This is a genomic window from Streptomyces sporangiiformans, assembly GCF_005768555.2.
Classification (GTDB): domain Bacteria; phylum Actinomycetota; class Actinomycetes; order Streptomycetales; family Streptomycetaceae; genus Streptomyces; species Streptomyces sporangiiformans.
In genome coordinates, this window is sequence record NZ_VCHX02000180.1 from 142,161 (window position 1) to 168,874 (window position 26,714).

Below are 26,714 nucleotides of genomic sequence, written 5' to 3' on the forward strand. Positions count from 1 at the left end.
CACCCCGTGACCAGCTGGGCCGGCCGGACCGCCGCCGAAATCGCCGCAGCCGTACGCGAGAAGCGGGCCACGCCCCGCGAGGTGGTGGCCGAGCACCTCGCACGGATCGAGCTGCTCGACGCACGAGTGGGCGCCTTCCGCCGACTGCGCGCGGCGGCGGCACTCGCCGAGGCGGACGACGTGGCGGCCCGGGCCGACCTGGCCGAACTCCCCCTCGCGGGCGTGCCGGTGGCGGTCAAGGACAACCTGTCCGTACGGGGCGAGTCCACCCGCAACGGCTCCGCCGCGACCCCGGACACCCCGGCCGAGCACGACCATGTCACGGTGGCGCGGCTGCGCACGGCGGGCGCCGTCGTCGTTGGCGTGACGAACGTGCCGGAACTCTGTGTCTTCGGCACCACGGACGGCGTGCACGGCACCGCCCGCAACCCGTGGGACACCAGACGCACGGCGGGCGGCTCCTCCGGCGGCAGCGCGGCCGCGGTCGCCGCCGCAATGGTGCCCCTGGCGCTGGGCAACGACGGCATGGGTTCCCTGCGCATACCCGCCGCCAACTGCGGCCTCGTCGGCCTGAAGCCGGGCCATGGCACGGTTCCGGCGGACATCGGCCACGGCGACTGGTTCGGCATGTCGGAGAACGGTCCGCTCGCGACGACGGTCGAGGACGCCCGGCTGATGTTCTCGGTGCTGGCCGCCACCGATGTCGTCCCGGCGGCAGAGCCCGTCACCCGCGAGGTGGCCGTCTCCGTGCGCAGCCCGCTGGTCGGTGTCACGATCGGCCGCCCCTACGCGGCCGCGGCCCGGGAGGCGGCTCGGCTGCTGGCCGGGGCGGGGCATCGGGTGCGGCGCGCCGACCCGCCGTACCCGCTGTGGCTGGGAACGACCGCGCTCGCGCACTGGACGGCGGGGACGGCGGTGGACGCCGAGGACCTCGACCGGCGAGCGCTCACGCGAAGGACGCGCGTCCACGCGGCCGTGGGACGCCGCTTCGTGGGGTCGGTACGCGAAGGCGCGCGCAGGGAGCAGTTGCGCAGACGCATGGAACCGTTCTTCGCCGAGCACGAGGTGCTGCTCACTCCGGCCCTCGCCCGGCGGGGTCCGGCCGCCGCGGCCTGGCACGACCGCGGCTGGCTTCGCAATCTGCTGGCCAACACGAACTACTCGCCGCTGACGCCGCCGTGGAACCTGACCGGCTGGCCGGCGATGTCGGTGCCGTTCGGGGCACTGCCGTCGGGTGCGCCCTGCGCTGTACAGCTGGTGGGGCGGCCCGGCGCGGAGGCCGACCTTCTGGAGCTCGCGGGGCAGTTGGAGCAGCTGCGCCCCTGGCGGCGCACCGCGCCCCTGGCGTAGCGGGCGGCTCGATGCCGAGGTGCGGGCCGGTGCCGCCCGGGCCGCTCCGGGATCACAACGCCCGGTACATGATGTGCAGGCCGACCCGGCCGTGTCGCGGGTGTTCGTACGCGTCCGGCACCGTGCCCAGGATGCTGAAACCGAGCGAGGTCCACAGCCGCACGGCCGGGTTGGTCTCCACGACGGCGTTGAACACCATGCCCCGGTACCCCTCCGACTTGGCGACGGCCAGGACGTGTTCGGCGAGGCGGCGGCCGAGGCCGCGCCCGGCGTGGTCCGGGTCGACCATGAAGCCGGCGTTGGCGATACGGCCGGCGGGGCCGCCGTAGTTCGCCGTGACGTAGGCGGAGCCGACGACCGCTCCGGTGTCGTCCTCGGCTACGTACACGCGCTTGCCCGGCGCCATCCACAGGGCCCGGGCGTCCTCTTCGGAGGTGTCCGGGTCCCAGGCGTAGGTCTCGGCGGCGGCGACGATGCGGTGCCAGAAAGGCCAGATGCGCGGCCAGTCGTCGGCCGCGCCTTCTCTGATCAGCATGGACGTGAGTCTGACACGCCCATGCCGTCAGCGATCACGATGACCCCTCGGTGAACGTCTCAGTCCACGCTGGGCAGGATGTGGGGCTCCGCGAGGTCTTCCTCGTAACCCGCCAGGCGGATCGGGGCGGACCTGGCCCACACGTCTAGGCTGCCGAGCGCCTCGTCGGGCCGGCGGCCGGCCCGGTCCTTGCGTTCCTTGGGGCGGTCATCGCTGTTCGTCTTCTCCGGTGTCACCGCGCACTCCTTATGTGTCGGGTCACCCTCGGGACGGGCGGGCCAGTCTGCTGCCGGTCACCTGACGTCCGCATGGGTCTGATTGGAAGCAGTACGGACGCGGTGGCGCCGACAACTCATCTGAGAGCAGGCCGTGGTGTCCGGCTTGTCCCGGGACGGACCGTGGGTGTGGGTGGGACCCATATAGGCTGTCCGTCCGGTACAGAGTAACCAAATGAGCGGCCCTCCGCTCGATGGGGCCGAAAACAAGAGGTAACTGTCTCAAGTCATACTGCGACATACATGGGCAGTCTCGCCTATTCCGGCTATTGATGGCGCCGGTTTCCCTTTGGTTGTCCACAGGCACGGATCCGCTCCTCCGGCCCTGTGCCAACATGATCCGCGCACCCATTTGTCACGCGAAGGAGCCCGATATGGCCGCCCAGCAGGTACGCGGTGTCATCGCCCCAGGGAAGAACGAGCCGGTTCAGGTCCGCACGATCCTGGTCCCGGACCCGGGTCCGGGTGAGGCCGTGGTGCAGGTTCAGGCTTGCGGGGTCTGCCACACGGACCTGCACTACAAGCAGGGCGGCATCAGCGACGACTATCCGTTCCTTCTCGGCCACGAGGCCGCCGGGATCGTGGAGTCGGTCGGCGAGGGCGTCACCGATGTGGCGCCCGGCGACTTCGTGATCCTCAACTGGCGTGCGGTGTGCGGCCAGTGCCGGGCCTGTCTGCGCGGCCGCCCCTGGTACTGCTTCGACACCCATAACGCGCAGCAGAAGATGACCCTGGAGGACGGCACGGAGCTCTCCCCCGCCCTGGGGATCGGCGCCTTCGCCGAGAAGACGCTGGTCGCGGCCGGGCAGTGCACCAAGGTCGATCCGTCCGTCTCCCCGGCCGTCGCCGGGCTGCTCGGCTGCGGGGTGATGGCCGGCATCGGCGCGGCCATCAACACCGGTTCGGTGGGCCGCGGCGACTCGGTGGCCGTCATCGGCTGCGGCGGCGTGGGCGACGCGGCGATCGCCGGGGCCCGGTTGGCCGGCGCGGCGCGGATCATCGCCGTCGACATCGACGAGCGGAAGCTGGCCACCGCACGCACCATGGGCGCCACGCACACGGTGAACTCGAAGGAGACCGACCCGGTCGAGGCCGTCCGCGAACTGACCGGCGGCTTCGGGGCCGACGTGGTCATCGAGGCGGTGGGCCGCCCCGAGACGTACAAGCAGGCGTTCTACGCCCGCGACCTGGCGGGCACGGTCGTCCTGGTCGGCGTACCGACGCCGGAGATGAAGCTGGAACTGCCGCTGCTCGACGTCTTCGGCCGCGGTGGCGCGCTCAAGTCCTCCTGGTACGGGGACTGTCTGCCCTCGCGTGACTTCCCGATGCTGATCGATCTGCACCAGCAGGGGCGGCTCGACCTGGCGGCGTTCGTCACCGAGACGATCGAGCTGGACGCGGTGGAGCAGGCCTTCGACCGGATGCACCAGGGCGATGTGCTGCGTTCGGTGGTGGTGCTGTGATGGCCGCCCGTATCGAGCACCTGGTCACCTCCGGCACGTTCAGCCTGGACGGCGGCACCTGGGACGTCGACAACAATGTCTGGATCGTGGGCGACGACTCCGAAGCCCTGGTGATCGACGCGGCCCATGACGCCGACGCCATCGCCGAGGCACTCGGCGACCGCCGGCTCACGGCGATCGTCTGCACCCACGCCCACAACGACCACATCGACGCGGCCCCGGCCCTGGCCGCACGCACCGGCGCGCCGATCCTCCTCCATCCCGACGACCTCCCGCTGTGGAAGCAGACGCACCCCGGCCGCCTGCCGGACGGTGAACTGGCCGACGGACAACGGCTGTCCGTGGCCGGCACCGATCTCACCGTCCTGCACACCCCGGGCCACGCCCCGGGCGCGGTCTGCCTGCACGCCCCGCAGCTGGACACCGTCTTCACCGGAGACACCTTGTTCCAGGGTGGACCGGGCGCGACGGGACGATCCTTTTCCCACTTCCCGACGATCATCGCGTCGATCCGGGAGCGGCTGCTCGCCCTGCCGCCCGGGACGGAGGTCCGCACCGGACACGGCGACTCCACGACGATCGGCGCCGAAGCCCCCCACCTGCAGAAGTGGATCGACCGGGGCCACTGAAGCGGAGAGTCATCGAGGCAGCCGTCGCCTGATGCCTGGTGGCTGACGGCCCGCCATGAGACGGTACGCGGATGACTTCGCCGTACGGGCTTGCGGGCAAGGCCGCGATCGTCACGGGAGCTTCGCGCGGGATCGGGCGGGCGGTCGCAAAGGCACTCGTCCAGGCGGGCGCGCGGGTGTGCGTGACCGCCCGTGATCCCGGTGGGGTGAGCCGGGTCGCCGAGGAACTCGGAGGCGTCGGCCTCTCGGGCTCGGTCGCCGACCCGGCGCATCTGTGGGAGCTGACGGAGCTGACACTGCGCTCGTTCGGGCGGATCGACGTCGTGGTGAACAACGCCGCGACGAACGAGCCGTACGGCCCGCTCATGGACGCCGACCCGGACCGCTGGCGCGAGGCGTTCACCGTCAACGTGGAGGCACCGCTCCGGCTGGTGCAGTGCGCCTGGCGGGCCTGGATGGGCGAGCACGGCGGCGCGGTGGTGAACGTCTGCACCGAGGGGGCCGCCCACGTGGGGCCCAACGTGGGCGCTTACGGCACGAGCAAGGCGGCGCTGATCCATCTCACGCAACAGCTGGCGGGCGAGCTGGCGCCGACGGTGCGGGTCAACTCCGTCTCCCCCGGCCTCGTACGCACGGAGATGGCCCGTTTCGTATGGGAGCGTGCCGAGGACGAGGTGGCCTCCGGGCTGCCCCTCGGCCGTATCGGCGAGCCGGAGGACATCGCCCGGGCCGTGGTGTGGCTGGCCTCCGACGCGGCCGAATGGGTGACCGGGACGGACCTGCTGGTAGACGGGGGTACCCGGGTACGGGCCGCGTACAGCTCCGCCGCGTACGCGGTCCACGACCGCCTACGAGATCACCACTTGCCGGGCGCGTAGTCCTTCAGGAACACCCCGTACAGGTCCTCGCCCTGCTCGCCCCGCACGATCGGGTCGTACACCCGGGCCGCACCGTCGATCAGATCGAGCGGGGCGTGGAAGCCCGCGTCGGCGAGGCGCACCTTGTCCGGGTGCGGGCGCTCGTCGGTGATCCAGCCGGTGTCGACGGCGGTCATCAGGATGCGGTCCTTCTCGAACATCTCCTGGGCGCTGGTGCGCGTCAGCATGTTGAGCGCGGCCTTGGCCATGTTGGTGTGCGGGTGCCCCGCGCCCTTGTAGCCGCGGCTGAAGACGCCCTCCATCGCGGACACGTTCACGATGTACGTCCGCCCGGCCCCGGACCCGGCCCCGGCGCCTGCCGCGGACATGGCGGCGCGCAGCCGGCTGATGAGGATGAACGGCGCGGTGGAGTTGCAGAGCTGGACCTCGAGCAGCTCGACCGGAGTGACCTCCTCGACGGACTGGATCCAGCTGTTGGTGTCGTGCAGGTCGGGCACGAGACCGCCCGCGTCGATGGCCGTACCGGCGGCGATGCGCTCCAGCGAGGCCGAACCGGAGACCAGGGCGAGGTCGGTGACGTCCTGCGCGGTCAGCGCGCCGCCTCCGGCCACCGGCAGCGCGGCCACGGCGCCGGACCCGAAGGTGCCGATCACTTCGGCCGGCGGCAGCTCACCGGCGGGCAGCGGCGCCGACTCGGCCGCGAGCAGCTCGCTGTAGGCCTGCGGTGAGCGGCGTACCGTCTGGGCCGCGTTGTTGATCAGGATGTCGAGCGGGCCCGCGGCGGCGACCGAGTCGGCGAGCGCGACGACCTGGGCGGGGTCGCGCAGATCGATGCCGACGATCTTCAGCCGGTGGATCCAGTCCGCGCTGTCGGGCATGGCCTTGAAGCGACGGATCGCGTCGTTCGGGAAGCGCGTGGTGATCGTGGTGTGGGCGCCGTCGCGCAGCAGCCGCAGCGCGATGTACATGCCGATCTTGGCGCGGCCGCCGGTGAGCAGCGCCCGCTTGCCGGTGAGGTCGGCGCGGGCGTCGCGGCGGGCGCGGTTCTCGGCGGCGCACTTCTGGCAGAGCTGGTGGTAGAAGTAGTCGACCTCGACGTACCGCGTCTTGCAGATGTAGCAGGAGCGCGGGCGCTGGAGTATCCCCGCGATCTCTCCGGCGTCCGTCACGGACGAGGGCAGGATGCCCTCCGTCTCGTCGTCGATGCGCTGGGCGGAGCCCGTCGCGGTGGCCTCCGTGACCGCCTTGTCGTGGGCGGTCTTGGCGGCCCGGCGCTCCTGACGGCGGCGCTGCTTCACGGTGCGGTAGATCCCCGCCGTGGCGCGGCGCACGGCGATGGCGTCGGGGTGGTCGACCTCCAGCTTGTCGATCTCCTCGAGCACGCTGAGGCAGAGGGCCAGCCGCTCCGGGTCGATACCGGGACCGTACGAGGCCTCTGCCACCTCTGCCGTGTCCACGGCGGGGGTCGCCGGGCTGTCCTCTGTCACCGTCATCGCCGTTGCCGTTCCTCGGGTTCCGCGCCGCGCTCGAACCGCGCTCGCTTTCGAAGGCGGAATTTTACGGAGCGCGGGGCGAAGGCACCAAACCCGCGGTGATCAAGGAGCGCAGGCGACGGCCAGTTCCTCCATCTCGACGGACACCGCCTTGGCCAGCCGGTCGAGGTCCGGCACGGCCTCCGCGTCGGCGACGAGCCCGTAGTGGACGCGTCCGCGGTAGGTCGAGACGGCGACCGCCAGGGACTGGCCGGCGGCGAGCGGGGCGAGCGGATAGACCTCGGTGAGCGGGCAGCCACCGAGCTTCAGGCCGAGGCTGGGCAGCGGCACGCTGGTGACGAGGATGTCGAAGAGCAGCCGGGCCGCCGCGCCGACGACGGGACCGCCGAGCCGGTGCCCCAGCGGCGGCACATGGTCGGCGAGCAGGGCGACGGCGCCCGCGCCACGGTTGGGGCCCGCGTCCTTGTTGCGGTTCATGGCCGCACGCACCGTTTCGAGCCGGCTGAGCGGGTCCGCGTCGTCGACGGGGAGCCGTATCAAGTAGCCGGAGAGCCGGTTGCCCTGTGGGTGGGCGGTGCGCGGGCGGCGTTTGGAGACGGGAATCAGGGCACGGGGTGCGACGCCTTCGCTGCCGTCACCGCGCTCGTCCAGCCAGCGGCGCAGGGCACCCGCGACGACCGCGATCAGGACGTCGTTCACGGTGCCGCCCACGCTCTTGCGGATCTTGTGCACCTCGTCGAGCTCGATGGCCACGCCCGCGATGCGGCGGGTGCCGGTCGGCACGGCCACCAGAGCGGACGAGGAGCGCACGCCCCAGGTGGCGCGGGCGACGGAGGCGCCGATGTCGAGGGCCCGGTTCACGTCGGAGACCGCGTCGCGGACGAGGCCCGGCAGTTTGCGCACGTCGGGGAAGAGGCCCCGTGGCGGCTCCTGGGGGCGTGGACGGGGCTCGGGCATGTCCATGGGGTCCATGACCGCCGCGGCGAGCGTCAGCGCCCGCAGTCCGTCGGCCAGGGCGTGGTGGAACTTGAAGAACACGGCGAACGAGGTGCCGTCCACGCCGGGCAGCACATGCGCCTCCCACGGCGGCCTGCCGCGCTCCAGCGGGCGCTGCATGAGCGCGCCCGCGGCCGCGTGGAAGTCCGCGGTCGGCGCGTGCAGCCTGACGTGGTCGAGCGGGTCGAAGTCGGGTGCGGGCTCACGGGCCGCGCCGCCGAAGGCGAGCGGCTGCCCGAAGGCCAGCGGCCGCCACACGTCACGGATTCGCATGCGCAGCCCTGGTACGCCCGCGGCGCGGGCCGCCAGCAGGTCGGCGGCATGGGCGCCCGCGGCCGGCGAATGGGACGCGAACACGCCGAGGGCACCGAGGTGCATCGGGTGCTGGGAGGACTCGATGTTCCAGAACGCCAGGTCGAGTGGTGCAAGCAGGTCAGAAGTCAATGGCTTGCTCTCGCGTCGACGACGGGTGAGCAAGCAGTCAACCGCCGATTAGTGATTACGGTCAAGTACGATCACGTTACACACAGTAAACATCAGATTAAGTCTGATCCCGCGAGAGGGGCGGGACTCATGTGACCTATGAGGTCATTTCACAGCAGTCGGAGCGACATCCGCCGCCGGATGAGCCCATTCGGCCCATCCGCATGGGCCATCCGAGTGCGTCCGGGGGCCACCCGGCGGAGCCAGGGCCCTCCCGGCCCTGGTCCGCCGGACGTGCCCCTAAGACACCTGCTGGCCCTTTCCCAGCGCGATCACGCCGCCCTTCGAGACCGTGTAGAGCTCGTGGTCCCGGTCCGGGTTGACGCCGATCGTCGCTCCCGGCGGCACCTGGAGGTTCTTGTCGAGGACAGCACCGCGTACGACCGCACCCCGCCCGATGTGGACGTTGTCATGCAGGACCGAGCCCTGGACGACGGCACCCGGGTCGACGACGACACCCGGCGAGAGCACCGAGCGCGTGACCTGGCCGCGGATGAGGCAGCCGGAGCTGATGATCGACTCGCTCGCGATGCCGCCGGCGTTGAAACGGGCGGGCGACAACTGGCCGGAGTGGGTGTAGATGGGCCAGCTGCGGTTGTAGAGGTTGAAAGCGGGCCGCTCGGCGATCAGGTCCATGTGGGCGTCGTAATACGCGTCGAGGGTGCCGACATCCCGCCAGTACCCCCGGTCCCGGCTGGTCTCCCCGGGTACGTGGTTGGCGCTGAAGTCGTACAACTGGGCCTCGCCGAGCTCAGTGAGCGCGGGCAGGATGGAACCGCCCATGTCGTGCACGGAGTCCCCGTCGTCAGCGTCCCGGTGCAGCGCCTCCACCAGCGCCTTGGTGGAGAAGATGTAGTTGCCCATGGAGGCGAAGACGGACTCCGCGTCGTCCGGGAGTCCCGGCGGGTCGGCGGGCTTCTCCATGAAGCTCTGGACGGTCTGGCCGTCGGACCCGGGAGCGATGACACCGAAGGACGACGACTCACCCCTCGGCACCCGGATCCCCGCGACGGTGACGCCGGCTCCGCTCTCGATGTGCTGCTGCAGCATCTGCCGCGGGTCCATGCGGTAGACGTGGTCGGCGCCGAACACCGCGACGTAGTCGGGCTGTTCGTCGTTCACCAGGTTCAGCGACTGCAGGATCGCGTCGGCGCTGCCGAGGTACCAGCGCGGGCCGAGCCGCTGCTGGGCCGGGACCGGCGTCACGTAGTTGCCGAGCAGACTGGACATCCGCCAGGTCGTGGTGATGTGCCGGTCGAGCGAGTGCGACTTGTACTGCGTCAGCACGCAGATGCGCAGGATATCCGCGTTGACGAGGTTGGATAGCACGAAGTCGACGAGGCGATACGTTCCGCCGAAGGTGACCGCGGGTTTCGCGCGATCGGCGGTCAGAGGCATCAGTCGCTTGCCCTCTCCGCCCGCCAGTACGATTCCCAGCACCGAAGGTCCACCGCGTCGCATGCTGCCGCCCCTTTACGCCCGGTTGAGCTACTTTCCTGAACTTCATCCGCCAGCCTGTCCGAGGGTCACCCCGGTTTGAGGATTTCCTCGTACAGCTGGACCGTTCGCCGGGCCACCGCATCCCAGCCGAACTCCCGTACCGCCCGCTCCCTTCCGGCCTCGCCCATACGTCGGGCGGCCGCGGGGTCGGCGAGAAGTAAGTCGAGGGCGCGCGCGAGCCGCGCCACGTTGTCCTCGGCGTTCTCCTCCACCGGTACGAGAAGGCCTGTTTCGCCGTCCTCGACGACTTCGGGTATACCGCCGACGCGCGAGGCCACGACGGCCGTGCCGCACGCCATCGCCTCCAGGTTGACGATGCCCAGCGGCTCGTACACCGACGGGCACACGAACACGGCGGCGTGTGTGAGGAGTTGGATCACGTCGGGCCGCGGCAGCATCTGCGGGATCCAGTACACGCCCGCGCGGACGCGGCTCAGTTCCTGGAAGAGCGAGCGGAACTCCTGGTCGATCTCCGGCGTGTCGGGGGCTCCCGCGCACAGGACGACTTGGGCGGCCGGGTCGATGTCCCGTACCGCGCGGAGCAGTTGGGGCACGCCCTTCTGGCGGGTGATGCGGCCGACGAACAGGACGTAGGGGCGGTCGAGGTCCAGGCCCACCCGCTCTAGGACGTCCGTGCCGTGGTCCGGCTGGTACAGGGAGGTGTCGATACCGTTGTGCACGACGCGCACCTTCGCCGGGTCCAGGGCCGGATAGCAGCCGAGGATGTCCTCGCGCATCGCTCCGGAGACGGCGATCACGGCGTCCGCGGCCTCGATGGCGGTGCGCTCCGCCCAGCTCGACAAGGCGTACCCGCCGCCGAGTTGCTCGGCCTTCCAGGGGCGCAGCGGCTCCAGGGAATGGGCGGTCATGATGTGCGGAATGTCGTGCTGCAGTTTCGCGAGATGGCCGGCGAGGTTGGCGTACCAGGTGTGCGAGTGGACGAGTTCGCGGCCTTCGAGGGCGGCGGCGATGGAGAGGTCCACGGAGAACGTGCGCAGCGCGTCGTTGGCGCCGTCGAGCGAGGACCAGGGCCGATGGCGGACGACGCCGTCCGCGGCGCCCTCGCCCCAGCAGTGCACGTCCAGGTCCGCGAGAGGCCTCAACTCCCGGGCGAGGAACTCGACATGGACGCCGGCTCCGCCGTACACATCCGGCGGGTACTCCCGGGTCAACAGTCCCACACGCACCCGGAACCCCCTGTCTCAGCGGTTGGTTCTCTCATGGTCACCCAGAAGCGGCCTCCTGGGGAAGACCGCAGGGGCAGCCGGTCAAGATCGGCTCGGCGGACGCGTGAAACAACAGTCGCCGCACACGCCCCCACCTGGGACCCGGTAGTAGAGGCAGCAGCTGCGCCGCCGGAACGCCGTGCCCTCGAGCGTGCCGGTGCCGCGCAGGTCGGGGTGGTCGAGGAGTTCGGCGGCCAGCTCGCGGGCCCGCTCGCCCACATCCTCACGCCCGCTGGCCCGGCCCCACCGGTCGAGCTCGCGCGCGGCGCCTGCGAGCGCGGAGCCCGCGTTGCCCCACAACAGACCCGCGGAGACGAGGTGGCGGGCTCGCAGGGCCGCCGACAGGGCCTCGAGGTGACCGTGCTGTACGACCTGCCGGATCGTCGTCGCGTCACCGGGCAGGGAGCGCACCTCGGCCAGCCACAGGTCGTCAGGCGCGCTGCCGTCCGCGTCCCAGCGCAGCAGCCGCGGATCGAGGTCGGGCACCTGCCCGTACAGCACGGCGGCACCCAGCGTCACCGACCACAAGCGGGCTGCGAGCCCCTGCTGCGCCACGGAGACCCCGATCCGCACCTCGGGGGCACGGAGCAGCCGCACGACCTTGTCGACACGGAAAGCGAGCGGATCCGGCGCGTCGGTGACGCTCCGTGTCGCGTACGCCTCTTCCAGCGTCGGCAGCGGCGGCAGGCCGGTACGCAGCGCGAAGAATCCGCCGAGCGCGGCGAGGCGGGCGAGGGCGGGGTCGAGATCAGGGTCGGTGCCGGGGTCCACGAAACCAAGTAGACCAACTGGGCATAGGGGACCGACCCTGAGGGTTGTACACCGTGTCACCCGACTTGGGGATGAGCGGGCGCGAGTCGTACTCCATCGGCAGTAGGACCCAATGCCTGCTCAGGTACGACGACACGAACGCGCTCGACAGGCATCGTAATAACCATGAAAACCGACCGATCGCCGCGCCGGGCGTCCTGCCGACCGGAGCGTGCCCGCCACATACAGAGGAGGGACTCATGAGCGCCCTCGCACTGTCTGTGCTGCTCTCGCTCGTGTCCGCTGTTGCCTATGCCGGCGGCGCGATCGTGCAGGAGCGGGTCGCGGCGACGAATCCGGACCAGCCGTACGCACCCATGCGCCAGCCCGCCTGGTGGGCGGCTGTGGGGCTCAACGGCCTCGGCGGGCTGCTGCACGTCGTGGCGCTGGCCTACGGACCCCTGAGTGTGGTGCAGCCGCTGGGCGCGCTGACCATCGTGTTCGCGCTCCCCATGGCGGCGCTCTTCGTCGGCCGCAAGGCCGGTGCGACCGCTTGGCGAGGCGCGCTGATGGCGACGATCGGTCTGGCCGGACTGCTCTCCCTGGTCGGCACGGCCGACTCGCAGTCCCTGGACAACACCCAGCGCATGGTGGCGGCCCTGGTCACGGGCGGCGCGGTGGTGGCGCTGATGACCGCGGCCCGCGCGGCACACCGGCACCCGGCGGTGCGCAGTGTGCTGCTGGCGGTGGCGGCCGGTGTCGCGTTCGGTATGTCGTCGGTGTTCACGAAGACGGTCGCGGTGGACTGGACGGGCGGCGTCTCGCCCGGTCAGCTGCCCAGCCTGGCGGCGATCGGTGTGCTGGCGACGGCCGGGATGATGCTGTCGCAGGCCTCCTACCGGGGCGCCGGTCTCGCGGCGCCGCTGGCCACGCTGACGGTCGTGAACCCTGTCGTGGCGGCCGCGGTGGGCATCACGATGTTCGGCGAGAGCTTCCGCTACGGCACGACGGGCACCGCCCTCGCGCTCGGCTGCGGGGTCGTGGCCGCGGGTGGCCTGATCCTGCTGACGACGGAGCGGATCAGCAGCACGGAGCGTACGAAGCCGGTCTCGGCCGAGCCGGTCGCGGCCGAGCCCGTCCCGGTCATGCACCCGGACCTCCAGGACCACCCGGACCTCCAGGACCACTCGGGCCTGGTGACCGAGGAGCCGGTGCTGCTGCCCGCGCAGACTGCCGTGGTGGATTCGCTGATCACCGCAGCAGCTGTGCGGGAGGAGGCCCCGGCGGGGGCGCGGGAAGAGGCTCCTGCCCCGGTGCTGGTGCCGACGCCGGTGTCCGTACGGGCCCACGCCCGCCTGGCTCGCACCGGGCCGACCGGGCCGCCGGGGAGCGGCGATGCGCAGGACGGCGGGGACGAATCACCCCTGCACCGTCCGTACTACGGCGGTCCCTTCCTGCCGCTGCTCCCGGCGCCGCTCGTGGTCGGCTCCCGCGTCAAATCCTGACCTCGCGCGTCTCCTGACGACGCGCGTCACATCCTGACGCCACGCGCGCGCAGATAGGCGACGGGGTCGATGTCGCTGCCGAAACCGGGCCCCGTCCGCACTTCGAAGTGCAGATGCGGGCCCGAGCTGTTGCCCGTGGAGCCCGAGCGGCCGATGCGCTGGCCGCTCACCACGTGCTGCCCGGCCTTCACCGAGATCGCCGACAGATGGGCGTACTGCGTGTACCGGCCGTCGGCATGCCGGATCACCACCTGGTAGCCGAACGAACCGCCCCAGCCCGCGGTCTCGACCTGGCCCGCGGCGACCGACTTGACCGACGTGCCGGTGGGGACCGGGAAGTCGACGCCCGTGTGGTAGCCCTTCGACCAGGAGGAACCTGCGGCACGGTAGGGCGTCCCGGTACCGGCGCTCACCGGGGCGGTGAAGGTCTGCGCCGACGAGCGGGTCTTCCTGTCGGCCTTTTCCTCGGCCTTCTCCTCCGTCTTCCTCTCGACCTTCTCCTTGGTCTTCCTCTCGGTCTTCCTCTCGGTCTTCCTCTCCGTCTTCCTCTCGGTCTTCTTCTCGGTGGAGGTCGTTTCGGAAGCGGGCTTGTCGTCCGGTGTGGCCTTCGGGCGGAGGTTCAGACGCTGGCCGGGGACGATCAGGTCCGGGTCGGTGCCGATGGCCTCGCGGTTGGTGTCGTACAACTGCCGCCAGCCACCCGGGACACGGCGGGAGTCGGCGATGCCGGAGAGCGTGTCGCCGCGGACGACCGTGTACATCTCCGCGGTGCCCGCCCGGGACTGGGGCGTGGTCTGCGGCTGGACGTCGCGGACGGTCCTTTTGGTGGTCTGCGTCGAGGCGCCCGACGGATTGATGTCGGGGGTGTCGCCGCCCCGCGTGAGGCCCGCGCGCACGGAGCACGTCGGCCAGGCACCGGGGCCCTGGCCCTTGAGGACCTTTTCCGCAACGGCGATCTGCTGGTCCTTGGTGGCGAGATCGGCACGAGCCGCGTAGACCGTGCCGCCGAACGCCTCCCAGGTGGACTGGCTGAACTGCAGGCCGCCGTAGTAGCCGTTTCCGGTGTTGATGCTCCAGTTGTTGGTGGACTCGCAGGCGGCGACCTTGTTCCAGGTGTCCACGTCGGCCGCGTGGGAGACCCCCGTGACGACGAGGGGCATCGCCATGCCGGCGCCGCCCGCCGTGACCGTGAGTGAGGCGCGGTTGATCCTGCTCGGCTGATACCGGCGGTGCCGGCCTCGTACGGCCATGGAGAATCCCCCTCGACATGCGTCAGCAGCGGCAAAAGTAAACGCAGCGAACAGGCCACCACAAGACGGCAATCAGCCGCTCTGTCCCGCCAAGTGACCAGGAATGCACCCCTGTTCCTGTGTTCGGTCCCATGTCGGCTGAGGCAGAACGGCTCGCCGTGCGTACACACCCTCGGCAAGTCAGGATGGTCAGTGGGGCAATACTGACGGGCACCACCGTATTTTCAGGACCTATAGGAGCCAACCGAATGAGCACTTCAGCGCAGATCGGCGTCACAGGTCTCGCGGTCATGGGGCGCAACCTCGCCCGCAACTTCGCGCGCAACGGATACGCCGTCGCTCTGCACAACCGCACGGCGTCGCGAACGCACGCGCTGGTCGAGGAGTTCGGGAGCGAGGGCGACTTCATCGCGACCGAGACGGCCAAGGAGTTCGTGGCCGCCCTGGAGCGTCCGCGCCGCCTGGTGATCATGGTGAAGGCCGGTGAGCCGACCGACGCGGTGATCCAGGAGTTCGCCCCGCTCCTGGAGTCCGGCGACATGATCATCGACGGGGGCAACGCCCACTTCGCGGACACCCGGCGCCGGGAGCGCGAACTGCGCGAGCAGGGCATCCACTTCGTCGGCGCGGGCATCTCCGGCGGTGAGGAGGGCGCACTGCACGGACCGAGCATCATGCCGGGCGGTTCGCCCGAGTCGTACGCATCGCTCGGTCCGATGCTGGAGAAGATCTCCGCGAAGGCGGCGGACGGTGCGCCCTGCGTCTCGCACGTCGGCCCGGACGGGGCCGGTCACTTCGTGAAGATGGTGCACAACGGCATCGAGTACGCGGACATGCAGCTGATCGGCGAGGCCTACCAGCTGCTGCGCGATGTGGCGGGCTACTCCCCCGCGCAGATCGCGGACATCTTCCGCACCTGGAACACCGGGCGGCTCGACTCCTACCTGATCGAGATCACCGCCGAGGTTCTCTCCCACGTGGACGCGGCCACCGGCAAGCCTTTCGTGGACGTGGTCCAGGACCAGGCCGAGCAGAAGGGCACGGGCCGCTGGACCGTGCAGATCGCGCTCGACCTGGGTGTGCCGGTGTCGGGCATCGCGGAGGCGGTGTTCGCGCGGTCGCTGTCGGGCCACAAGGAACTGCGTGACGCCTCGCGCTCGCTCGCCGGGCCGAAGGCCACGCCGCTCGGCGAGTCCGAGGCGGCGGCCTTCGCCGACCAGGTGGAACAGGCGCTGTACGCCTCGAAGATCGTGTCGTACACGCAGGGGTTCCACGAGATCGCCGCGGGCAGCGCCGAGTACGACTGGAACATCGACCTGGGGGCGGTCTCCTCGCTCTGGCGCGGCGGGTGCATCATCCGCGCGGCGTTCCTCGACCGCATCCGCGCCGCGTACGACACCCGGCCCGACCTGCCGAGCCTGCTCTCCGACGACACCTTCGCCCAGGAGATCGGCGCGGCCCAGGACGACTGGCGCGCGGTCCTCGCCGCGGCCGTCCACCAGGGCGTTCCCACACCCGGTTTCGCCGCGGCCCTCGCCTACTACGACGCCCTGCGCGCCGAGCGGCTGCCCGCGGCGCTCACGCAGGGGCAGCGGGACTTCTTCGGGGCGCACACCTACCGGAGGACGGACCGGGAGGGGTCGTTCCACACGCTGTGGGGCGGGGACCGGTCCGAGGTGGCGGGCTGATCGCTTCGCGAGATGCTCCGCCGAGCGTTCCGCGGGTAGTGCGGTGCGTCAACCCGCAGGTTGTTCGTGGCTGATCACGCGGTGACCCGCCCCCCTCTCACGGGGAGCGGGTCACTGTTGTGTTCACCCTCAGGGCTGCAGCGGGCCCGGCTTCGGGAGCGGTTCGGGGCCCGGGGGCTCGGGGACCGGGGATGGGCTCGGGTCCGGAACCGGGTGGGGCTTCGGGTTCGGTACCGGGTCGGGGAGGGGCTCCGGACGGTCGGGGCCCGGGCCTGGCGGCTCGGGGCCCGGGCCTGGCGGGGGCCCCGGTCGCGTGGGATCGGGGTTCGGGTGCGTCATGGTGTCCTCCAGCCATGCGAAACGTCGGCCCTGGACTCCTCCCACGCGTACCCGTGGGCGGCGCGCACACTCACCCCGGCGCGGGACCGAGGCGGGACCAGGTGGGCCTACGCCTTGCCCGCCGTCCCCAGCACGGCGGCCGCGCCGGCGGCCAGGCCCTGACGAGGGCTCGACAGAACCGGTACGGCGGTCGTGGTGAGCTGCTGGGCCGAGGCCATGGAGACCTGGGCCAGGATGATCGCGTCGGCGTCGGTGACCGTGTCGGCGGCGGCAGCGACCGCGCGTACATAGGCGTCGGTGTCGCCTGCCCGGAAGTGGTCCCAGGCGTCGGCCACCAGCAGGGTGCGTGCGTCGACGGAGGCCCCGGCGCGGGCGGCCTCCTCCTCGACCAGGGCGAGCGTCGGCACCAGTGTGCTCTCCACGGTGCCGATCACGACGACGCGCGGTCCGGTGGCCACCGCGGCGGCCACCATCGGGCGGTCCACCCGCAGCACCGGCACCCCGGCGTCGGCGGCCTCCGCCACCCCGCCGATCGTGGAGCAGGTGCAGAGCACGGCCCCCGCCCCGTCCGCGACCGCCTTGTCCAGCACCGCGCGCACCTCGTGGGCCACGGCATCCGGCCCCTCGTCCCGCGCCCGCTGCAGGAGCTCCTCGACCACGATGTGCCGCAGCTCCAGGTCCGGGTGGGCGGCGTCACGCAGGGCGTCGAAGACGGGGATGTGGAGTGGCGAGGTGTGCAGCAGGGCGAGCGGCACCTTCGGTTGAGATCCCCTCAGAGGTCCCATCGGTACCAGTCCTCAGAATCGATCCGGATGCGCCCGCAGCCACTGCTTCGCCGCGTCGATCAGTCCCGGGTCGGGCGCCGGAGCCTCGTCTCGGTGGCGTTCGGCCCACTTCTCGACGTACGGGCAGAGCGGAGCGACCGGCACGTCCTCGCGAGCGGCGACGGCGTACAGCTCGCGGGCGAGGGAACCGGCGATGCCCCGGCCCTCATGGGCGGGCTCCACGATCGTGTGGACCGGAACGAGTGCCCGTTCCGGTGCGTCGAGCACGAAGTACGCGATATGGCCGACCACTTCGGCACTCGCGTCCGCGGAGCCGGTGCCCGGAGGGCCGGAATCCGGGGAGCCGGAATCCGCGGAGCCGGCGTCGGCGTACGCCTCCAGGCGCCCCCGGCCCCGGTCGTCGCGGATCGTGATCTCGCGCATGGGCTCTCCGTGAGTTCGGGGCTGAGGGGCAGACGGTCGGGGTCAGGCAGTCGAGGTCAGACGGTCGGGGTCAGACGGTCGCGGCCGCCACGGCCTGCGGGCTGCGCCGCGCGTCCGAGCCGGGCACCGGCTCCGAGGGGTCCGCGCCGAGTGCCACGATCCGGTTGTCGGCGTCCACGTGCACGACCCGCGGCCGCAGCGCACGGGCCTCGGCATCGGGGACCTGAGCGTAACTGATGATGATCACCAGGTCGCCGGGGTGCACCAGGTGGGCTGCCGCACCGTTGATGCCGATGACACCGGAGCCGCGCTCACCCTCGATGACGTACGTCTCCAGCCGGGCGCCATTGGTGATGTCGACGATGTGGACCAGCTCGCCGGGCAGCAGGTCGGCGGCGTCGAGGAGGTCGGCGTCGATGGTCACGGACCCGACGTAGTGCAGGTCGGCCTGGGTCACCGTGGCACGGTGGATCTTGGACTTGAACATGGTTCGAAACACGGAGAAACTCCCGAATCGTCTGCTCCCTGCCTGCTTGTTGCAGGTCAAGGGCCGTCTCCGGAGCGTACAACGATTCGCATGTTCGGTCAGCTGTCCCTGGGTGTTCCAGGACTCACACTGACCCGTCGCCGGCTCTCCTGATGAACGATCAGGTCGATACGGGACCGCTTCCTGGGCGACGCCACCGAGGCCGTGCCTCGGTGGCGTTGCCGGTCCTCAGCCGGCGTCTCCCGGCGGGCGCCGCCCCGGCCCTGAGCGACTCAGGGGTTCACTTCGCCGCGTCGGCGACCGCGGTGAGGAGTTCCGCGCGTGAGGGGCCCGGATCGCAGTAGTGCGGCGCCTTGCGGCCGAGTTCGGCGACCTTTCCCGCCAGGCCGGGGTCGGTGAAGGTCTCCTCGGCGGTCGCCAGCAGCGAGCCGATGTCCGCGAAGGCCCGCAGCAGCTCGGGATCCCGCAGCTTGGCGGAATCGAGCGCCCGCCTGAAGTGCCAGTCGCGGTCGTCGGTCTCGTACGGGACCGGGACGTCGCCCGTGGCGGCGTCNTGAAGTGCCAGTCGCGGTCGTCGGTCTCGTACGGGACCGGGACGTCGCCCGTGGCGGCGTCGATCTCGGCGAGCCGGTGCCGGTCCCAGTCGGCCAGGCCCTGCTGGATGGGGGCCAGGGAGGTCCGGGTGAACTCGTCGAACCGCAGGGCGAGTTTCTCCGGCTCGTCGGGGTCCGCCGTGCGCAGGAGGTCACGCAGGGCCGTGGCGTGCAGGGCGCCCATGGACATGCCCAGGCCGAAGAGCGGATTGGTGGTCGCCCAGGCGTCGCCGATGCTCAGCACTCCGGTCGCCGCCGGCCGGCCGCCGATCACGAACCGCCGGTGCCTGCTCTCCATGCCGGACATGGCCATGATCCCGCTGATCGGCTCGCCCTCCTCGGCCAGATACGCGACGTCGGGGAACAGCGCCACCGCCCGGTGCCAGGCGCCCACGTCGCGCAGCCCCCGCAGTGCGCGGTCGCGGCGGGACACCCCCACGGACAAGGCCCACGTCCCCGCGTCGCCCTCGATGGCGACGGTCGTCACGCTGTCGTAGTGGCCCACCCGCCAGACCGGCATCCTGGGCAGCTTGCCGTCGGCGGAGCGGAAGTACCGGGTGTAGGCGAGGAATCCGGTCTCGGCCCGCTCCTCCAGCGGCCCGGGCGCGCCGAGGTCCCGGAGCATCCCGCCCAGCGGCGAGTTGCGGCCGCCCGCGTCGACGACCAGGTCGGCGTGCACGGCCACGCCACCCCGGGTGAGCACCCCGGCGACATGAGGCCGCCCGGGCACCCGCTCGTGGCCGATGAGGAGTGCGGAGACGGCCGTGTCACTGCGGACGGTGAGCCCCGGGGTGCGGGCGGCCACGGCACCGAGCGCGGCCTCGACGACCGGGCGCCGGGCGGCCATCATGGCGAACCGCTCGTCGCCCGGACGCCGCCCGCCGATGGCGTCCAGACCCCACGCGCCACTGAGCAGATTGCACGGGACGCCGCCCAGCGCCGTCAGCTCGGACACCACCTGAGGCAGTTCGTTCACCAGCGTCCGGAACGCCGCCGGCAGCAGGATGTGGGGATGCCGGAACTGGCCGACCCCGGGCCGCTCCCACGCGTCCCACGCCTCTTCCGCACCGCCCCGGGGAGCGCCCGGATCCCGGTCGAGCACCGTGACCCGGTGCCCCTCACGGGCCAGCAGCAGCGCGGCCGTCATACCGACGGGCCCGGCTCCCACCACAACTATGTCCATCTCAGTGCCTCCTGGTGTCGATCAGCGACAGGAGCCACCCTCGTTCTGCTCGTTGCTCACCCACCAGACAGGTCCGTTGCCCGCGGCTGCTCGCTGCTGCTCGTTGCTGCTCACCCCGGTCGCCCGGTCGCCCTGGTCACCCCCATCGCCTCGGTCACCCCGCCACTCCGGTGTCAGCGGGCGTCCGTCCCGTAGATCTCCCGACGCCACAACGCGTCGCAGACTCGCGCGATCCCCACGCTCAGGTGTCTGCGATACGTGCTGAAGGGCAGCCCCAGCCGCGCGGCGACCGCCTCCTGGGTGGGCGCGCCACGCAGATACGTCGCCGCCACCGCCCGGTGGTACTTCTCACCACCCCGCTCCGCGCGCAGCGCGTCGACGGCCTCGGCCAGCAGGTCCGCCAGTTCGGCTCCCGGCCCGGCGGTCAGCCTGCTGCGGGCGAGCGGGTTGAGCGCGAGATCCTCCGCCCGTGACAGCTCGCGCAGTGCGTCCCGTACGGCGGTGTCGAACTCCGGCCGGGACAGTACGGCGTACTCGGCGCTCTGCCCGGAGACCGCGGCCGGCGGCTTCCCCGGGGCACCGGACACGCCCGACAGCATCAGCCGGGTCTTCTCCTCCGCCCACGTCCGTATCGAATGAGCCCGCCAGTCGATCGTGTACAGGTCGTACGTGAGGTGCCCGACCCTCGGTCGGTCCGCGATCGTGGTCAGGCCGAGGCTCGTCAGATAGGGCCGCCAGAAGTCCCCGGAACGTATGGCGACGTACATCCAGGCCAGCCGCCCGTCGGCGCGGGCGACCTCGGCCACTGCCCGCCACTGATGGAGGTCCTCGACCGGTGAGATCTTCGGGTAGCGCGGCGAGGTCACGGAGAAGCGGGCCATCGCCAGATGCTCCCCGTCGCGCAGCGCGGCCGTGCTCCGGGTGTGCGACCAGGCCGCCGCGACCACGGGGTCTATGTCCTCGACGTCCTCGCCGTACGGTTCGGTCAGCCGCAGCCAGGCCGAGAAGCCCACGATCTCGCCGTCCCGCGTGGAGCGGCAGACCCGGAACGCCTCCGGCTGCCGGTCCAGCCAGAAACGGGCGGCGGTCGCCGAAGCGGTTCCTTCGACCTCGGTCACCAGGTCCAGAACCGTGGCATGGTCGGCCGGTTCGCAGGTACTCGACACCACCTCGCCGCCGCGCCAGCTGTTGTAGTCGGCCATGTACCGATCGGTCCGGTACAGGTACATGAACGCGCCCACGGCGGGGAGCATCCCGCTCTCGGGAGCCGACCGGATCTGTTCGAGCAGATGGAGGCTGAGCCGGCCGTGCAGCTCGGCGTACCCCTCGGGGTCCCGCCAGCGCAGGTCCGCCTCCAGCACCTCTCGCACCACGTCGTGCGGGAACAGGCCGTGCCGGGCGGACTCGACGAAGGGCAGATCCCGCAGCCAGGCGAACATGGGCGCCGCTTCGTCCCCGAGTACGGCACGCAACAGCGTCTCGGTGGTCACGTACGCGCGGGCGCACACCTCCAGGGCCCGGCGGTGCACCGGAGAGGGGACCTCACCGATCAGCCGGGGCAGCAGGGTGGCGATCGCGTCCCGGCTGGGCTCCCAGCCCGCCGACCCCGCCGCGTCCCGGACCGCCACCGCCGCCGCGAGCGCCAGGGCGAGCGGGTGGCCACCGGTGAAGGCCAGCAGGGCGGACCGCGTACCCTGCGGTACCCCATGGGCGCGCAGGAATGCTGTGGCCTCGTCCGGGGCGAGGTTGCGCAGAGCCACCGTGCGCAGCAGATCCGCCCACCCCGGGTCGGACGTCCACGCGGCGTCCGGTGGCTGCCGCCCGGCGATGACCACCAGCACCCCGACCGGCAGCCGGACCAGGAACCGGTCCCGCAGCCAGCCTTCGAGCCCCTGGCAGCGCTCGAAGGTGTCGACGAGCAGGACGGCCCGCTCGTCGGTGAGCACCGCCCCGGCCTCCTTCTCGAACGACTCGGGCGCCGCCTCCACGAGCCGGCCGTCGACCTCGACCACCTCACGTCCCGCCGCCCGCGCCTCGGCGGCGAACCGGCGCAGCAACATGGACTTCCCGATGCCGCCGGGCCCGTGCACGTACAGCACTGCGGGCGCCTTCTCATCACCGGACAGCGCGGATCGGAAGACGCCCAACTCGGCCGCCCTCCCCGCGAAGACGCGGTCCCGCGCCTGCTGTACCCGGTCCCCCACCCTGCTCGGTCCGCCACTCATGGAGCCCCCCCTCCCCGGCCGCCTGTCGTACGGCCAGCGGAAGACTCACACCACGAGGGCCCGTCAGCAAACTGACGGGCCCTCGCACCTCAGAGATGGCTGGAAACAGGCGACTTCGCGATGGTCACTGGCCGAACCGGCCGAGATTGCCGCGATGGCCGAGATTGCCGAACTGGCCGCGCGGGCAGCGGAGTTCGGTCATGACCGCTCGGCGGCGGTCTTCAGGGCCTCCAGCCACGCCAGGAGCGACCTCTCCAGGGCCGCCCGCATCCCCTCCGGGTCGGCCTCCACGGGGGCGCCCGCCCAGGATTCGAGGGTGGTGACAGCCGTCGGGCCCCCACCGTCGGTGGTCGGCTCGAAGATCCAGACGTGGACGCCCTCGATGCCGTGGGCCGGGCCGCCCCACACGGTGCGGCGCAGCGGCCGTACCTCCATGATCGTCGAGCTGATGCTCAGGCCCGCCGTCTCCCAGTCGAAGACGCGGCCTTCGGCGAAGTCCCCGGGCAGATGGGCCTTGTCGATGCCCGCGTTCCAGACCGGCCAGGCGTTGACGTCGGTGTGCAGGGCCCAGAGGGTTTCGGGAGCGGCGTCGATCGTGGTGGTCAGCTCGACGATGACGGGGGCCGAGCGGTCGATGTCCTTCACGGTTTCCTTCTCTCCAGGTGGTGTGGCGTGCTCGTTTACGAGGCGTCAGTCCCGGTCAGCGATCCAGGAACCATGGATTCCGGCGGCGACCCGGCGCGGCAGGTGCACGATGGCGACGGGCGCGGCCGTGATGGTGGTGGCGTCCAGGACGAGGAGCTGGGAGGCGTCCGCGTGCAGGTCGCTGACGACGGTCAGCAGATAACCGTCGTCCTCCGAGGTGCCGTGCTCGGCGGGCACGAATACGGCCTCGCTGGGAAGCCGCCCGTCGCCGACGTTCCTGACCGAACGGGCTCCGGTGCTCCGGTCGTACTTGACGACGCCGAAGTTCCCGACGCCCCGGTCGTCCGGGAAGGAGATCGCGTACTGGTAGCGGTGCCGACGGCCGGTCAGCTCCTCGTTGATGGTGGGGAACTCCACGACCAGGTCGTCTACGGTCCGTTCGCGAACGGTGCCCGCTGTCAGGTCGACGACCCACTGCCGGTTGAACGAACGGGAGTTGGGGGTGGCCCCTCGCCCCGGTGCGCCCACCCACCAGCTCCAGGACCGCTCAAAGCCCTCCCGGTCCACGGCGGGCCCCTCCAGCACGACGCGGCCCCGGTCGTCCTCGTAGGCGTTGGCCGCGTGCAGCATCGATCCGGGTTCGATGCCGAACCACCGGACCTGTGCGGCCCCGTCCTCCCCGCGCGGCAGCACACCGATCCGGGCCGGCTGTTCGTCCTTCCAGGCGTAGGGGATGCCCGAGGTCTCGGTCGGGTCGAAGGTCACCGTGCCCTCGACGAAGACCACGTACCGCTCGGTGAGGGCGAAGTCGTGCTTGAGCGACGCACTGGCGCCCGGCACGTCCTCGCTGCGGATCAGTTCCCCCTTCTCCGAGGCGACGTGATGGGTCAGGTACGGCGGGAGGGGCGAGGAGCTGAAGAAGTGCAGTTCGCCGGTGGTCGGGTCGTGCTTGGGATGGGCGGTCATGACGCTGGTGAGCTTTCCGTCGAAGTCGTACGGCCCGACCGTCTCCAGCTCCGTTGTCAGCTCGAAGGGCAGGTTGGACTCGCACAGCGCCAGCAGCCGGCCGGCATGCTCGATGACATGGGTGCCCGCGGTGCTGGCCGTCAGGTCGGGTCCCTGCTCGGTCATGTAGGGCGCTCCGTCCAGCGCCGGAGTGCGGACCCAGCGGTTGCGGTACCACTCGGCGCGCCCCTCGCGCAGCCGGATGCCGTGCACCATGCCGCTGCCCTTGAACCAGTGGGTGGGGGTGACGCCCGGTTTGGGGTTGTGGCCGTTGCGGATCAGCCGCCCGGACAGTTCGGGGGGCAGATGCCCCTCGACGCGCAGGCCATGGGCGGTGATCTCGTCGACGTGCGGGGTGTAGTGGCCGGTCAGGTAGGGCTTCATGACGGTTCCTTCTCTGCGATCGGTTTGCTGGTACGGGTGTTGGCGCCGACGTCGATCCTTTGGTCAGCGCGGGCGTCGATCCTTCGGTGGGCGCCGGCGCCGATGGCGGCCAGCACGGCGATGACGGCTGCGCCGACGAGCGCGCGTCGGTAGCCGTACGCCAGGGCTGCCGGGCCGGCCGCGGCGGTGCCGACCGCCGGTGCGGCGAGGGAGCCGAGGAGCGCGAGGCCCAGTGCTCCGCCGACCTGCCGCGTGGTGTTGACGAGCCCGCCCGCCACGCCCACGTGATCCGGGTCGACGCCGGTCACGCCGAGCGCGGTCAGGGGCACGAAGGCGAGACCGAGGCCGAGGCCGATCAGCACGGTCGGGCCGAGCAGATCGGTCAGGAAGGCTCCGTCGAGCGGAAGGCGGGCCAGCCAGAACAGTCCCACGGCAAGGAGCATGAAGCCGGGCACGAGCGTTCCGCGTAACCGTCCGGCCAGGGCGGAGGCCCCCATGAGGGCCGCGGCCAGAGGGAGTTGGGTGAGCCCGGCCGTCACCGGCCCGTGCCCGAGGACCTTCTGCTGGTAGAGCGGCAGGAAGAAGAAGGTGCCGAGCCACACCATGCCGAGCGGCAGCATGAGCAGGTTGCCCGCCACGACCGACCGGTTGCGCAGCAGCGCGGGAGGGATCAGCGGGTTCTTCGCACGGCGTTCGATCGAGCCGAGGTTCAGCAGCAGGAACACCCCGGCCGCCGGCAGCAACAAGCCGAGGACGGTGGACCCGTCCCGTGTGCCGAGGCCGTACACCAACAGGACCAGGCCGGCGGTCATGACGACAGCCCCCGGCAGGTCGAGCGGGCCGGTGCGGCCGCGACTGTCGCGAGGAACGAGGCGCGGCGCGCACAGCAGCACGGGAACGGTGGCGATCGCGCTCACCGCGAAGACCGACCACCAGCCCAGGGCGTCGGTCAGCACCCCGCCGAGCAGCACTCCCGCCGCGCCGCCCGCCGCCGAGGCAGCTCCCCACAGACCGAGCGCCCTGCCGCGGACCGGTCCCGGCGGGGACTGTGCGAGCAGGAGGGCCAGGGCGGCCGGTGACGCAGCGGCGGCGCCGACTCCCTGCACCGCCCGCGCGGCGATGAGCGGGCCCGCCCCCGTGGGAATGCTCGCCGCGAGCGATCCGGCGGCGAACAGGGCCAGCCCGGCGAGGAAGACCCCGCGGCTGCCGAACAGGTCGGCCAGTCGTCCGCCCACCGGCAGCAGGGCGCCGAAGGCGAGAACGTAGGCGCCCACGACCCAGGTCAGCCCGGCCTGCCCGGCGTCGAGATCACTCCCGATGGCGGGCAACGCCACGTTCACGACGGACGTGTTGAGAACGACGAGGAACTGCGCTGCGGTGAGCAGGGCGAGTACGGCACCGGAGCGCCGTGCGGGTGGGTACGGCAGTGGTGTGAGAGCACGCATGACGGCCTTTCAGTCGGCTGACCGGACAGACGGGCCACCGGTCGGGCTCCCGGGCTGTCGATCGCGTCGGCGCTGCCATGCTGTCCCGGCTCGTGGGGCGGGCCCCAGGTCAGTCGGGTGCTCACTGGTGCTCAGTAGTGCTCGCCGCTGGAGGGCGATGGAGCGGGTGTCCGGCAGTCCGGCGGAGCGGCTGAACTCCGCGCGGGACTGGACGTTCGTCGGACGGTCCGCCGCGCTGGGGCGCTGGGGTGCTTCCTGGCCGCGCTGCCGCAGCAGCCGGGGCGGGGGCCTTCTTCTACGTGCACGGTCCCGAAAGGGTCGGCAGACCGGCAGACCGGCAGACCGGCAGGTCGGCAGGTCTGCGCTGCCGAGGCGTCAGCCCCGACGCCGCTCTGTGGACTTCCCTGATGTCCCACCTAGGGCACGGGCCGGTGTACGAGACACCGTGGGGCCAAGGCGGGTGCTCACCGTGTTGGCTGGCGGGTGTCCGCCGTGTTCGCGTGCGACAACCGCTGCCCTGTCGAATCGTCCAGCGCCCCGGCGGCCCCCGGTGGGGCGACGGGTAATGCTCGACATCCCCACCCTGCGCCGTCTGCAGCGTCGTGGGGCATGGCCTGGGCTCAGCGGGCGGGTGTGCCGCTTGGGTGTCAGCTCACGGTGAGCGTGCCCTTCATGTTCGGGTGGATCGTGCAGATGTAGGAGTAGCTGCCGGATGCGGACGGTGCGGTGAAGGTGGCGGTTGCGTCGCCCGCGATGTTGCCGGTGTCGAACGCCTTGTCCCCGGCGGTGACGGTGTGCGGGACGGAGTCGCGGTTGACGACGGTGATCTTCGTTCCGGGGCGGACGCGAAGGTTCGCCGGGGTGAAGGCGAAGTTCTCGATCACGATGCGCGCCGCGGCGGGGCTGGCACTGGTTGCGGCAGGCGGGGTGCTGGTCGGGGCTGGGCCATTGCCGTTGCCGCCGTTCGAGCAGCTGACCAGGGCGAGCAGAGTGCAGGCTCCTCCCAGGGCAACAGCGGTGCGGCCCCGGTGCAGTGAGGTGAACGTCATGCGGCGCGAGCCTTTCGGGCGAGGACTGCGTGGTCAGCGCGGCCGGTGGTCGGCGGTTGCATTCAGGTTCGCCGCCTCTGGCGGTGCTTGGGCGCGTCGTACCGCCATCTGCTTCCCCGACTCACCCGCG

23 protein-coding genes and 1 pseudogene are annotated in these 26,714 nt (G+C 71.5%); 6 read left to right on the forward strand and 18 right to left on the reverse strand.

Annotated features, from left to right (window positions below; translation table 11 throughout):
* Positions 1–6: 6 nt before the first annotated feature.
* Positions 7–1,350, forward strand: a complete 1,344-nt coding sequence (locus tag FGD71_RS33120) for an amidase (protein ID WP_119104258.1) — start codon at positions 7–9, stop codon at positions 1,348–1,350.
* 52 nt (positions 1,351–1,402) lie between these two features.
* On the opposite strand, the gene FGD71_RS33125 is transcribed toward FGD71_RS33120, so the two are convergent.
* Both FGD71_RS33125 and FGD71_RS33130 read right to left on the reverse strand, forming a co-directional pair.
* Positions 1,403–1,885: a GNAT family N-acetyltransferase gene (locus FGD71_RS33125; protein WP_119104259.1), complete on the reverse strand. Its 483-nt coding sequence runs from the start codon at positions 1,883–1,885 to the stop codon at positions 1,403–1,405.
* Between the two features lie 59 nt (positions 1,886–1,944).
* Positions 1,945–2,121, reverse strand: coding sequence for a hypothetical protein (locus FGD71_RS33130; protein WP_119104260.1), 177 nt, complete (start codon positions 2,119–2,121; stop codon positions 1,945–1,947).
* Positions 2,122–2,534: 413 nt separating this feature from the next.
* On the opposite strand from FGD71_RS33130, the gene FGD71_RS33135 reads away from it, so the two are divergent.
* The 3 genes from FGD71_RS33135 (at position 2,535) to FGD71_RS33145 (ending at position 5,130) form a co-directional block, all read left to right on the forward strand.
* Complete coding sequence (locus FGD71_RS33135; RefSeq protein WP_119104261.1) at positions 2,535–3,623, forward strand: S-(hydroxymethyl)mycothiol dehydrogenase; 1,089 nt, start codon at positions 2,535–2,537, stop codon at positions 3,621–3,623.
* Entirely contained in the window at positions 3,623–4,252 is a 630-nt protein-coding gene (locus FGD71_RS33140) for an MBL fold metallo-hydrolase (RefSeq protein WP_119104262.1), read from the forward strand. Before FGD71_RS33135 ends, FGD71_RS33140 begins: the two co-directional genes overlap by 1 nt.
* A gap of 71 nt (positions 4,253–4,323) precedes the next feature.
* Positions 4,324–5,130 carry an SDR family oxidoreductase gene (locus FGD71_RS33145; RefSeq protein ID WP_119104263.1) on the forward strand — a complete coding sequence of 269 codons (807 nt, stop codon included), beginning with the start codon at positions 4,324–4,326 and terminating at the stop codon, positions 5,128–5,130.
* On the opposite strand, the gene FGD71_RS33150 is transcribed toward FGD71_RS33145, so the two are convergent.
* The 5 genes from FGD71_RS33150 to FGD71_RS33170 all read right to left on the reverse strand — a co-directional run bounded on the left by FGD71_RS33150 (position 5,109) and on the right by FGD71_RS33170 (position 11,599).
* A complete protein-coding gene (locus tag FGD71_RS33150) occupies positions 5,109–6,623 on the reverse strand; it encodes an SDR family NAD(P)-dependent oxidoreductase (protein WP_181359321.1) in 1,515 nt (504 codons plus the stop codon). The genes FGD71_RS33145 and FGD71_RS33150 overlap by 22 nt on opposite strands.
* A gap of 102 nt (positions 6,624–6,725) precedes the next feature.
* A complete protein-coding gene (locus tag FGD71_RS33155; protein ID WP_119104264.1) occupies positions 6,726–8,063 on the reverse strand; it encodes a wax ester/triacylglycerol synthase family O-acyltransferase in 1,338 nt (445 codons plus the stop codon).
* A 279-nt stretch (positions 8,064–8,342) separates the two neighbouring features.
* Positions 8,343–9,563, reverse strand: coding sequence for a glucose-1-phosphate adenylyltransferase (gene glgC, locus FGD71_RS33160; protein ID WP_119104265.1), 1,221 nt, complete (start codon positions 9,561–9,563; stop codon positions 8,343–8,345).
* A gap of 65 nt (positions 9,564–9,628) precedes the next feature.
* Complete coding sequence (gene glgA / locus FGD71_RS33165; RefSeq protein WP_119104266.1) at positions 9,629–10,789, reverse strand: glycogen synthase; 1,161 nt, start codon at positions 10,787–10,789, stop codon at positions 9,629–9,631.
* Positions 10,790–10,870: 81 nt separating this feature from the next.
* Positions 10,871–11,599 (reverse strand): (2Fe-2S)-binding protein, encoded by a 729-nt coding sequence (locus tag FGD71_RS33170; protein ID WP_119104267.1) that lies wholly within the window; start codon positions 11,597–11,599, stop codon positions 10,871–10,873.
* A 239-nt stretch (positions 11,600–11,838) separates the two neighbouring features.
* Here FGD71_RS33170 and FGD71_RS33175 point away from each other — a divergent pair, with 239 nt between their 5' ends.
* Positions 11,839–13,083: a DMT family transporter gene (locus FGD71_RS33175; protein ID WP_119104268.1), complete on the forward strand. Its 1,245-nt coding sequence runs from the start codon at positions 11,839–11,841 to the stop codon at positions 13,081–13,083.
* Positions 13,084–13,109: 26 nt separating this feature from the next.
* Here the strand turns inward: FGD71_RS33175 and FGD71_RS33180 are convergent, their stop codons facing one another.
* Entirely contained in the window at positions 13,110–14,333 is a 1,224-nt protein-coding gene (locus FGD71_RS33180) for a transglycosylase family protein (RefSeq protein ID WP_119104269.1), read from the reverse strand.
* Positions 14,334–14,581: 248 nt separating this feature from the next.
* On the opposite strand from FGD71_RS33180, the gene gndA reads away from it, so the two are divergent.
* On the forward strand, positions 14,582–16,021 hold the full coding sequence (gene gndA / locus FGD71_RS33185) for an NADP-dependent phosphogluconate dehydrogenase (protein WP_119104270.1): 1,440 nt from the start codon (positions 14,582–14,584) through the stop codon (positions 16,019–16,021).
* Positions 16,022–16,467: 446 nt separating this feature from the next.
* On the opposite strand, the gene FGD71_RS33195 is transcribed toward gndA, so the two are convergent.
* The 10 genes and pseudogenes from FGD71_RS33195 to FGD71_RS33235 all read right to left on the reverse strand — a co-directional run bounded on the left by FGD71_RS33195 (position 16,468) and on the right by FGD71_RS33235 (position 26,584).
* Complete coding sequence (locus FGD71_RS33195; RefSeq protein ID WP_119104272.1) at positions 16,468–17,145, reverse strand: aspartate/glutamate racemase family protein; 678 nt, start codon at positions 17,143–17,145, stop codon at positions 16,468–16,470.
* A gap of 12 nt (positions 17,146–17,157) precedes the next feature.
* Positions 17,158–17,568, reverse strand: a complete 411-nt coding sequence (locus tag FGD71_RS33200) for a GNAT family N-acetyltransferase (RefSeq protein ID WP_119104273.1) — start codon at positions 17,566–17,568, stop codon at positions 17,158–17,160.
* A gap of 70 nt (positions 17,569–17,638) precedes the next feature.
* On the reverse strand, positions 17,639–18,067 hold the full coding sequence (panD, locus tag FGD71_RS33205) for an aspartate 1-decarboxylase (protein ID WP_119104274.1): 429 nt from the start codon (positions 18,065–18,067) through the stop codon (positions 17,639–17,641).
* Between the two features lie 268 nt (positions 18,068–18,335).
* Positions 18,336–18,608: hypothetical protein (locus FGD71_RS48070; RefSeq protein WP_219925807.1), on the reverse strand; the 273-nt coding region annotated here is incomplete at its 5' end.
* Position 18,609: 1 nt separating this feature from the next.
* Positions 18,610–19,831 (reverse strand): annotated as a pseudogene (locus tag FGD71_RS50290) (FAD-dependent oxidoreductase); the annotation flags it as partial.
* A 173-nt stretch (positions 19,832–20,004) separates the two neighbouring features.
* A complete protein-coding gene (locus FGD71_RS33215; RefSeq protein WP_140936004.1) occupies positions 20,005–22,056 on the reverse strand; it encodes an ATP-binding protein in 2,052 nt (683 codons plus the stop codon).
* A gap of 198 nt (positions 22,057–22,254) precedes the next feature.
* The gene (locus FGD71_RS33220; RefSeq protein ID WP_119104277.1) at positions 22,255–22,701 is read right to left on the reverse strand and encodes an SRPBCC family protein; all 447 of its coding nucleotides are present in this window, start codon (positions 22,699–22,701) and stop codon (positions 22,255–22,257) included.
* Between the two features lie 45 nt (positions 22,702–22,746).
* Positions 22,747–24,090 (reverse strand): carotenoid oxygenase family protein, encoded by a 1,344-nt coding sequence (locus FGD71_RS33225; protein WP_119104278.1) that lies wholly within the window; start codon positions 24,088–24,090, stop codon positions 22,747–22,749.
* The gene (locus FGD71_RS33230; protein WP_119104279.1) at positions 24,087–25,535 is read right to left on the reverse strand and encodes an MFS transporter; all 1,449 of its coding nucleotides are present in this window, start codon (positions 25,533–25,535) and stop codon (positions 24,087–24,089) included. The genes FGD71_RS33225 and FGD71_RS33230 overlap by 4 nt, the downstream gene beginning before the upstream one ends.
* A 647-nt stretch (positions 25,536–26,182) precedes the next feature.
* Complete coding sequence (locus FGD71_RS33235; protein WP_119104280.1) at positions 26,183–26,584, reverse strand: cupredoxin domain-containing protein; 402 nt, start codon at positions 26,582–26,584, stop codon at positions 26,183–26,185.
* Positions 26,585–26,714 lie beyond the last annotated feature (130 nt).